The sequence below is a fragment of the uncultured Alistipes sp. genome (genome assembly GCF_949296715.1).
Taxonomy (GTDB): Bacteria; Bacteroidota; Bacteroidia; order Bacteroidales; family Rikenellaceae; genus Alistipes.
The window spans coordinates 1-8,959 of record NZ_CASFQD010000009.1; the positions used below are offsets into that span (position 1 = coordinate 1).

Annotated in this window: 9 protein-coding genes, 1 pseudogene and 1 riboswitch; of the genes and pseudogenes, 6 read left to right on the forward strand and 4 right to left on the reverse strand. The window is 57.8% G+C overall.

Annotated features, from left to right (window positions below; genetic code table 11):
- Positions 1-204 (forward strand): annotated as a pseudogene (locus tag Q1Y33_RS01095) (glucosamine-6-phosphate deaminase); the annotation flags it as partial.
- A gap of 70 nt (positions 205-274) precedes the next feature.
- Positions 275-1,069, forward strand: a complete 795-nt coding sequence (gene nagB, locus Q1Y33_RS01100; RefSeq protein ID WP_290535729.1) for a glucosamine-6-phosphate deaminase — start codon at positions 275-277, stop codon at positions 1,067-1,069.
- 137 nt (positions 1,070-1,206) lie between these two features.
- On the opposite strand, the gene Q1Y33_RS01105 is transcribed toward nagB, so the two are convergent.
- Positions 1,207-1,968 (reverse strand): DUF4465 domain-containing protein, encoded by a 762-nt coding sequence (locus tag Q1Y33_RS01105; protein WP_300721961.1) that lies wholly within the window; start codon positions 1,966-1,968, stop codon positions 1,207-1,209.
- Positions 1,969-2,125: 157 nt separating this feature from the next.
- Positions 2,126-2,331: riboswitch (cobalamin riboswitch) on the reverse strand.
- 49 nt (positions 2,332-2,380) lie between these two features.
- Here Q1Y33_RS01105 and fabD point away from each other — a divergent pair.
- The 3 genes from fabD to Q1Y33_RS01120 all read left to right on the forward strand — a co-directional run bounded on the left by fabD (position 2,381) and on the right by Q1Y33_RS01120 (position 5,203).
- Entirely contained in the window at positions 2,381-3,262 is an 882-nt protein-coding gene (gene fabD, locus Q1Y33_RS01110) for an ACP S-malonyltransferase (protein WP_300721960.1), read from the forward strand.
- 163 nt (positions 3,263-3,425) lie between these two features.
- Positions 3,426-4,655, forward strand: coding sequence for an ROK family transcriptional regulator (locus Q1Y33_RS01115; RefSeq protein WP_300721959.1), 1,230 nt, complete (start codon positions 3,426-3,428; stop codon positions 4,653-4,655).
- Positions 4,655-5,203, forward strand: a complete 549-nt coding sequence (locus tag Q1Y33_RS01120) for a GNAT family protein (protein ID WP_300797430.1) — start codon at positions 4,655-4,657, stop codon at positions 5,201-5,203. Before Q1Y33_RS01115 ends, Q1Y33_RS01120 begins: the two co-directional genes overlap by 1 nt.
- Before the next feature lie 74 nt (positions 5,204-5,277).
- Here the strand turns inward: Q1Y33_RS01120 and galK are convergent, their stop codons facing one another.
- Positions 5,278-6,408, reverse strand: a complete 1,131-nt coding sequence (galK, locus tag Q1Y33_RS01125; protein ID WP_300797432.1) for a galactokinase — start codon at positions 6,406-6,408, stop codon at positions 5,278-5,280.
- Positions 6,409-6,588: 180 nt separating this feature from the next.
- Here galK and Q1Y33_RS01130 point away from each other — a divergent pair, with 180 nt between their 5' ends.
- Positions 6,589-7,350 carry a glycerophosphodiester phosphodiesterase family protein gene (locus Q1Y33_RS01130; RefSeq protein ID WP_300797434.1) on the forward strand — a complete coding sequence of 254 codons (762 nt, stop codon included), beginning with the start codon at positions 6,589-6,591 and terminating at the stop codon, positions 7,348-7,350.
- A gap of 71 nt (positions 7,351-7,421) precedes the next feature.
- Here Q1Y33_RS01130 and Q1Y33_RS01135 read toward each other — a convergent pair whose 3' ends face one another.
- Together Q1Y33_RS01135 and Q1Y33_RS01140 are read right to left on the reverse strand one after the other, a co-directional pair.
- Positions 7,422-8,216 (reverse strand): DeoR/GlpR family DNA-binding transcription regulator, encoded by a 795-nt coding sequence (locus Q1Y33_RS01135; RefSeq protein ID WP_300721954.1) that lies wholly within the window; start codon positions 8,214-8,216, stop codon positions 7,422-7,424.
- Positions 8,217-8,397: 181 nt separating this feature from the next.
- The coding region (locus tag Q1Y33_RS01140; protein WP_300797435.1) for an IS5 family transposase at positions 8,398-8,959 on the reverse strand (562 nt) is incomplete at its 5' end.

The following is an 8,959-nucleotide window of genomic DNA, read 5'->3' on the forward strand; positions in this document are numbered from 1 at the left end:
CCCCTGTCGCCCGACGAACTGATCATGAAGCGCCACGCCATCTACCGCCACCTCTCGCAGAAGGACATCATGCCCTTCCCGGGCGACGATCCCCGCGAGTTCTGGCAGCGGGCCGAGGAGCGTACGCAGAATACCGCCAAACTCTACGACCTGCTCGGCATGGCCGAATACCAGGCCATCGAGGTCTTCGTAAGAATGTTCTAAACCGACAAACCTGCCCGGGAGCCGGTACTCCGGTCGGAGTACCGGCTCCCGGGTCCAAAAAACAAACGCCATGCGTCTTATTATCGAAAATACCCCGCAGCAGGTAGCCCAGTGGGCCGCCAACTACATCATCGAGCAGATCCGCAACAAGGCACAGCACACCTCGTCGCCTTTCGTCCTGGGGCTCCCCACGGGATCAACCCCGCTGGAGACCTACAAGGAGCTCATCCGCCGCCACAAGGCCGGCGACGTCTCGTTCAAGAACGTCATCACGTTCAACATGGACGAATATGTGGGACTTCCCGAGGAGCATCCCGAGAGCTACCACTCGTTCATGTGGAACAACTTCTTCAAGCACATCGACATCAACCCCGACAATGTCAATATTCTCAACGGCAATGCCGAGGATCTGGTCAAGGAGTGCGCCGACTACGAGGCCCGCATCGTCGAGGCCGGCGGTATCGACCTCTTCATGGGCGGTGTCGGCGAGGACGGACACATCGCCTTCAACGAACCCTTCTCGTCGCTCACCTCGCGCACGCGCATCAAGACCCTGACGCAGGACACGATCCAGGTCAATTCGCGCTTCTTCGGCGGCGACGTTACGCTCGTGCCGAAGACGGCCCTGACGGTAGGTGTCGGCACGGTGCTTTCGGCCAAGAAGGTGCTGATCCTCGCCACGGGACCCAAGAAGGCCCGAGCCGTACGCCACGGCGTCGAGGGTTCGTACAACCACCAGTGGACCATCTCGGCCCTGCAGGTACACCCGAACGGCATCCTGATCTGCGACGAGCCGGCCGCCGGCGAGTTGCGCGTAGCGACCTACCGCTATTTCAAGGATATCGAGAAAGAAAATCTGATCTGATATCCTCCGAAGGTCGAAACAAGCCCCGCATGGTACCATGCGGGGCTTTTCGTTGTCCGGCCGCCGCCGTCAGGCGGCCTGCGGCATAAAAAAGCCGCCGGAACCCGATGGCCCCGGCGGCAGAAAAACGCCCCGTCCTATTTACGATAGGTCAGATCGTCAAGGGCAAAATAGTTGGGTACAAAGCCCGTGGGATCGTCATTCTCAGTCGTGAAGGTCAGCGACGTAACGCTGCCCAGCGACTTGAGATCCACAACCTCCCAGCCGCTTTTCACCTCCTTCGAGGCTGCGTCGGCCATCTGCACGCGGATCTCGCCGGTCTTCGTACCCTTGTTCCAGCCCGATACGATCACATAAGCATCCACCACCTCGGCCTTCGAGCTGCCCTCGAACCAGAGATAGAAATAGGTCGTATTGGCAAGCGCCACCGTAAGCGGCTTTACCTCGCCCTGGAACTCGATGGTCGGAATGCCTGCGCCCTTGGCCGAGTCGTAGGAATCGTAGTAACCCACGGCAAAGTTCTTCGAACCGCCGGCTCCTCCCGCAGCATACACGCTCTTGTCGTTCGCATAACCCTCGGTCGTCCGGTCGGTGCAGTTCGAGACGATAAAGCCGTACCAGGTGTCGTACGTTCCGCCGTAATCGTTGAAATAGCTCTTCACCGACGCGTCCTCCTCGGTATAGAGCGTTCCCGAGAAGATATTGGTCAGCATGGGGTTACCCTGCCAATCGACATCCTCCTGCTGCGTGGCCTTCGGTTTGCCCCACAAATAACCGCCATCACCGAGCTCCGCACTCTCGAAATCCAGCGTAACCGTCGGATCGGCCGCATTGTCGTCGTTGTCCGAGCAGGCGGCAAAAGCACATGCCGCAAAAGCCAAAAAGAATAATTTTTTCATCGTTTTGATATGGTTAAGAGTGAATGAATTCACCGTTCCGCCCGGGAAACTGGTCAGACTCTTCTCCTTTTACGCATACAACCGATGATCGCACCGAAACCCATTCGGGTCAAAGTCCGACGCACCGTTCTCCGCAGTCATCGTTCGAAAAGAGGCTCCCATACCGGGAGTACAAGGCAGGTCTTCTGGCTTGTCCCTGCCGCAACGCCTTCCCAATCCAATAAGAATCAGTGGCTTAAAGCATGTTGCGACAATATTGCGGGACTTACAGCAGCGGGAACTGCTGCCGATTTTCACGGCATTCCCATTTAATCGCGCGGGATCTCGCCGGATCCTTTACGAACCATTGCGGCGCAAAAATACGAAATAAATTCGTATCTTTGCCCCTGCAAACAAAAAAATTGCTGTAACCATGAAGCATGCATACGTTTTCCCCGGTCAGGGGGCCCAGGCTGTCGGCATGGGTAAAGACCTCTACGACAACGTTCCCGTTGCCAAGGAGCTGTTCGAGAAGGCCAACGAGATCCTCGGATTCCGCATTACGGACATCATGTTCGCCGGGACGGACGAGGAACTCAAGCAGACCAAAGTTACGCAGCCCGCGGTATTCCTCCACTCGGTTATCATGGCCAAGGCCCTCGGCGTAAAACCCGATGCCGTCGCCGGACACTCGCTCGGCGAGTTCTCGGCACTGGTCGTTGCCGGAGCCCTCTCGTTCGAGGACGGACTGAAACTCGTGTCGAAACGTGCCATGGCCATGCAGGCCGCCTGTGAGGCGCAGCCCGGAACGATGGCCGCCATCCTCGGCCTTGAGGACAAGACCGTCGAGGAGATCTGCAACTCGATCGACGGCGTGGTCGTAGCCGCCAACTACAACTGCCCGGGACAGCTCGTGATCTCCGGCGCCGTGGAGGCCGTGGAGGCCGCCTGCGAGAAGGCCAAGGCTGCCGGTGCCCGCCGTGCGCTGCGTCTGCCCGTCGGCGGAGCGTTCCACTCCCCGCTCATGGAGCCCGCCAAGCAGGAACTCGAAAAGGCCATCAACGAGGCCCCGTTCCAGACCCCGACCTGCCCGATCTACCAAAACGTGGACGCAAAACCCTATACGGACCCCGCAGCCATCAAGGCCAACCTGATCGCCCAGCTGACGGCTCCCGTACGCTGGACCTACATCGTCAAGAACATGCTGGCCGACGGCGTTACGGAGTTTACCGAACTCGGCCCGGGCACGGTGCTTCAGGGACTGATCCGCAAGGTTAATTCCGAAGTCAGCGTAGAATCGAAATCGACGCTGTAAGCGGTCCGAATCGCACGAAAAACGGAACAATCTGGCAACCAGATTGTTCCGTTTTTTATTATTTAAAACACAAAATAACTTATTAAATTTATTAATAATTTTTGGGATATTTAAATATATATATTATATTTGCAGCAACGGGAATCAAATAAAACTAATAATAATGACATCTCTCACGGAATTCTTCAACAAGCAGGAGGACGAGACGCTGAAAGGCATTTCGCACAAGAACAGCATCATCAAGCGCAACATCATCGCGCACATGGCGGTAAACGGCGAATGCACCCTCTCGGAACTGACCAAAGAGCTGCATATCAGCGTTCCCACGATCACCAAGCTCGTGCAGGAACTCGTCGATGAGAACATTGTTACGGATCTGGGAAAGGTGGAAACCCCCGGAGGCCGCCGGCCCAACATCTTCGGACTGGCCAATTCGGCCATTTACTTTGCAGGCGTGAACGTCGGACGCGACAACATGCGATTCATGGTTACCGACCTGCAAAACAACATCATCAAGGAGGAGAACGACTTCACGTTCGAGCTGCAGGACCGTCCGCAGTGCCTCGAACGCATCTGCACCAATATCGAAAACTTCATCGCCTCGTGCGGTGTGGACCGGAACAAGATGCTCGGGCTGGGTGTCTGCATGACCGGGCGCGTAAATCCCGAAACAGGCCGCAGCTACAAGTACTTCACTTCGAGTGAGCAGTCCCTGCGCGACATTCTCGAGGAACGCATCGGCCTGCGCGTGCTGATCGAAAACGACACCCGGGCCCGCTGCTATGCGGAATACACCTGCGGGAAATCCAAGGACGAAAGCAACGTCCTCTACCTGCACATGGGCCGCGGCGTGGCTATCGGTATCGTCGTGGACGGAAAACTCTACTACGGCAAGAGCGGCTTCGCCGGAGAGTTCGGCCACATCCCCTTCTTCGACAACGAGATCATCTGCTCGTGCGGCAAGAAGGGTTGTCTCGAAACCGAGGTTTCGGGTATCGCCATCGAAGAGAAGATGAGCCGCATGATCGAGAAGGGGGTAAACACCATTCTCAAGAAACAGTACGACGAGCAGAAGGCCATCCATATCGACGACATCATCCAGGCGGCAATGAACGACGACAACCTCTCGATCGAGTTGATCGAGGAGGCCGGAGAGAAGGTCGGCAAGGCCATCGCCTTCCTGATCAACACCTTCAATCCCGAGACGGTCATCGTCGGCGGCAACCTTGCGGCTGCGGGCGACTACCTGATGCTGCCGCTCAAGTCGGCGACGAACAAATACTCGCTCAATCTGGTCTACAAGGACACCAAGTTCCGCATCTCGAAGATGACCGAGAGCGCCAACGCCTGGGGCGTGGCGATGCTCATCCGCAACAAGGTGATCGGCATCTGATGAATCTCGAGGGACGGATCGTACGGCTTCGGGCCGTGGAGCCGGCAGACGCCGAGATGCTCTACGACTGGGAGAACGACACCTCGGTGTGGAGTGTCAGCGGCACGACCGAACCCTTCTCCCGCGCCCAGATGGAGGCTTTCGTTGCCGCACAGCAGCAGGGAGATCTCTTCCGCACGGGACAGCTGCGGCTGATCGCCGAGACGCGGAGCGACGCACGGGCCATCGGTATCGTCGATCTCTTCGAATTCGACCCGCTCAACCGCCGCGCCGGCATCGGCATTCTGATCTACCGGGCCGACGACCGGGGACGGGGTTATGCGGCCGATGCGCTCGACATCCTCTGCCGTTACGCCCGCGAAAGGCTCCATCTGCACCAGCTCTGGTGCGACGTCGGGGCGGACAACGAGGCGAGCCTCCGGCTCTTTCGCCATGCCGGATTCCGGAAGATCGGCATCAAACGGCAGTGGCAGCTCACACCGGAAGGATACCGCGACGAGATTCTGATGCAGCGCCTGCTGGAGGAGGAAAAGGAGGAGACCGTCTAAAAGAGCAAATGAGACGAAAAATCCCCGGGCGTTTCATCGCCCGGGGATTTTTTCGTGTCGTTACAATCCACCGGTTACTCCAGACGGCGCGATCCGTCGGAGATCACCACGTCGTAGATCTTCGGCTCATGGCCGTAGCGGGCGTTGAAACGCTCCCTGGCCGTTGCGATGAAGCTGTCGTAGAGTTCGTCCTTGACCAGGTTGATCGTGCAGCCACCGAAACCGCCGCCCATGATGCGCGATCCCGTAACGCCGCACTCCTCGGCGACCGTAGCCAGGAAGTCGAGCTCCTCGCACGACACCTCGTAGTCCTTCGACATGCCCCAGTGCGTCTCGTACATCCGCTTGCCGACCGTCTCGTAATCGCCCTTCTCGAGCGCATCGCAGACATCCAGCACACGACGCTCCTCACCGATCACATAGCGGGCACGCTTGTAATCCTCCTCGGAGATCCGATCCTTGACGGCATCGAGCTGCTCCATCGTCGCTCCGCGCAGGAACTCCTGACCGAGCACTTTGGCGACACGCTCGCACGAAGCACGGCGGTCGTTGTAGGGCGAGCCCACCAGTTCGTGCTTCACGCGCGAATCGACGAGCACCAGCCGGTAGCCCTTCGGGTCGAACGGGAAGTAGGCATACTCCATAGAACGGCAGTCGAGGCGCATCAGGCACCCTTTCTTGCCGAAGACCGAGGCGAACTGGTCCATGATACCGCAGTTCACGCCGCAGTAGTTATGCTCGGTAGCCTGGCCGATCCGGGCCAGCTCGAACTTGTCGATCCCGCAGTTGTACAGGTCGTTCAGCGCAAAGGCATAGGTCGATTCGAGAGCCGCCGACGAGGACATGCCCGCACCCAGGGGCACATCGCCCGCAAAGGCCGTATCGAAACCGCCGATCACACCGCCCCGCTTCTGAATCTCCCGGCAGACGCCGAAAATGTAACGGGCCCACGACTCGGCCGGCTTGTCCTCCTCCTTCAGCCCGAACTCCGACGACTCGCCCAGATCGCAGGCATAAGCCCGCACGCGGTCCGTACCGTTGAGACGGATCGCCGCGACGATTCCCTTGTCCACCGCTCCGGGGAAGACGAACCCGCCGTTGTAGTCGGTATGTTCGCCGATCAGATTGATACGCCCGGGCGAAGTGTAAAGCAGAGCGCCGGCACCGAACAGCTCCTCGAATTTCTTGATGACTTTCTCTTTCATGTTATCGTTGGTTGGTTAGTTTGCTGCATTCGCATCATACGAAGATACAAAAAAATCCCGAATTTCCCGGCATCCCGGGCCCGAATCGCTCAAAAATAGCCCGGTTTGCCCGCAAAGAGGCTTTTCCCGGGCCGGAATCTCCGACTTTTCACTATTTTTGCATGACAAAATACCACAACCATGATCCGACACACGCTGCTTCTTGCCCTTCTGCTCGCGGCAGGCCTCCATGCCGCCGCCCAACCCCGCGTCATCACCCACCGCGGATACTGGACCGCCCCCGGATCGGCCCAGAACTCGATCGCCTCGTTCACCAAGGCCGATTCGATCGGCGTGTACGGGTCGGAGATGGACGTATGGCTGACCGGCGACGACCGTCTGGTGGTCAATCACGACCAGACGATCCGCGGCGTCGGCATCGACATGGCCCGCGACAAGGCGCGCCTCATCACACAGGTCGTCCTGCCGAACGGCGAGCGGATCCCGACACTCGACGCCTATCTGAAATGCGCCGCTGCACACCCGGCAACCCGCCTGATTCTTGAACTGAAGACACTGTCCTATCCCCGTGAGGATATTGCGGTACGCAAAGTCGTACAACGCTTGAAGCGGTACGGACTGCTCGAGCGCACCGACTTCATCTCCTTCTCGCTCAACGCCTGCATCGAGTTCCGCAAACGCCTGCCCGAAGCACGCATCTACTACCTGGCCGGGGATCTCTCGCCGCAGAGCATCCGGCGCATCGGCCTTACGGGAATCGACTACGCCGCAGAGGTTCTCCACCAGCATCCCGAATGGGTCGCCCAGGCCCATGACCTGGGGCTCGAGGTCAATGTGTGGACGGTAGATTCGGAGGAGGAGATGCGCCATTTCATCGATTTAGGCGTAGATTACATCACCACCGACTATCCCGAACGGCTGCAGGCCCTGCTTGCCGAGTAGTTCCGACGCATCAAGACGAGGCGGCGTACAGGGAACACCCGTACGCCGCCTCGCCTTTCAGGGACGCCGTCTCAAAGATCGACGACCGTAACCTCGATGCCCCGCTCGCGCAGCCGCTCCAGATAGAGCGGCTGGATATTACTGTCGGTGATGATCCGGTCCACGGACTCCAGATCGCAGATCTTGCTGAATCCCCGGCGGCCGAACTTCGAACTGTCGGCAAGCACCACGACCTTCTGCGCCGCCTCGATCATTGCCCGGTTGAGCGACGCCTCGAGCATGTTGGTCGTCGTCAGACCGAATTCGGGATCGACGCCGTCCACGCCGATGAAAAGTTTGCTGCAGTTGAAATTGCGCAGCATCTGCTCGGCAAAGGGGCCCACGACGGACACTGAACTGGTACGCGTAATGCCACCCAGCTGGATCACGTCGATATCGGGATCCTGCGAAAGGATCTGCGTTACGGGAACCGCGGCCGTGATGACCGTGAGTCGTCCTTCGGGCTTGATCTCCCTGGCCAGGAAGGCCATCGTCGTTCCCGAAGCGATGATGATCGAGTCGTTCTGCGCGATGAGGGCCGCCGCAGCCGCACCGATCGCCTGCTTCTCGACCACATTTTTCTTCTCCTTCTCATTCACATGGCGGTCGCTGATATAGGGGCTGATCAGGATGGCGCTGCCATGCGTGCGGTAGAGTTTTTTCTGCTGCTCAAGATACGAGAGGTCCTTGCGGATGGTTACTTCCGAAACCCGGAACCGCTCGGAAAGCTGTGCCACGGAGATCGACCCGCTCTGCTGCAACAGCGCAAGAATCCGGCTGTGCCGTTCGGGAAGGCTCAAATTGGGTTCTTCGTCCGTTCTACTCATAATACGGTATGGTTGGTATGATATATCGAATGAATATGCAATTTAGAAAAAAATATCGGAATAACAATATCTCTTCCCCCACAAAATGCAGAATCCCGTCTTCCCGAAGCCCGTTTTTTTGCCGAAGTGCGGAACTCAACGCTTTGAAATCCGGGGAAACATTGCTATTTTTAGAAGCTGTTTAAATTTTATTCAAAAATAATTTTATGGCAGCGACTTGCAGCATGGCTTCGTGTGTGTCAGCTCTGTACTCGTAGTCAATGGTCAGTCTCCTGAAGTTTTCAAGCCAGGAGAAAGTGCGCTCTACAATCCATCTTTTTGGCATGGGAAGAAATCTGTCCGTGTGTTTGTCAGACCTGAGTACGACATCCAGGTCGCAATGCAGCAGTCTCATGACCGTGTTCCTGACAGTCTCGCCCCTGTAACCTCCGTCCGCCAGAATCCGTTTCAGCCCAGGGAATTTGTATCTCATGGATTCGAACACCTCTTCCGCCCCTACGCTGTCATGGACGTTAGCCGGATGGACTCTCACTGACATGGGCAGCCCCAGAGTGTCAACCACTATGTGCTCCTTCCTGCCCTTTATCTTTTTGTTTCCGTCTATTCCCCTTTGACCATCAATATGATGGGAGGTCCTGACACTCCTTGAGTCGATGATCCCAAGGCTGGGACTCTCCGCCCTGCCCGAAAGACGGCGGACAATGCCGCGGAGGGTGTCGAAGATCTCTTCAAGCAGGCCCTCG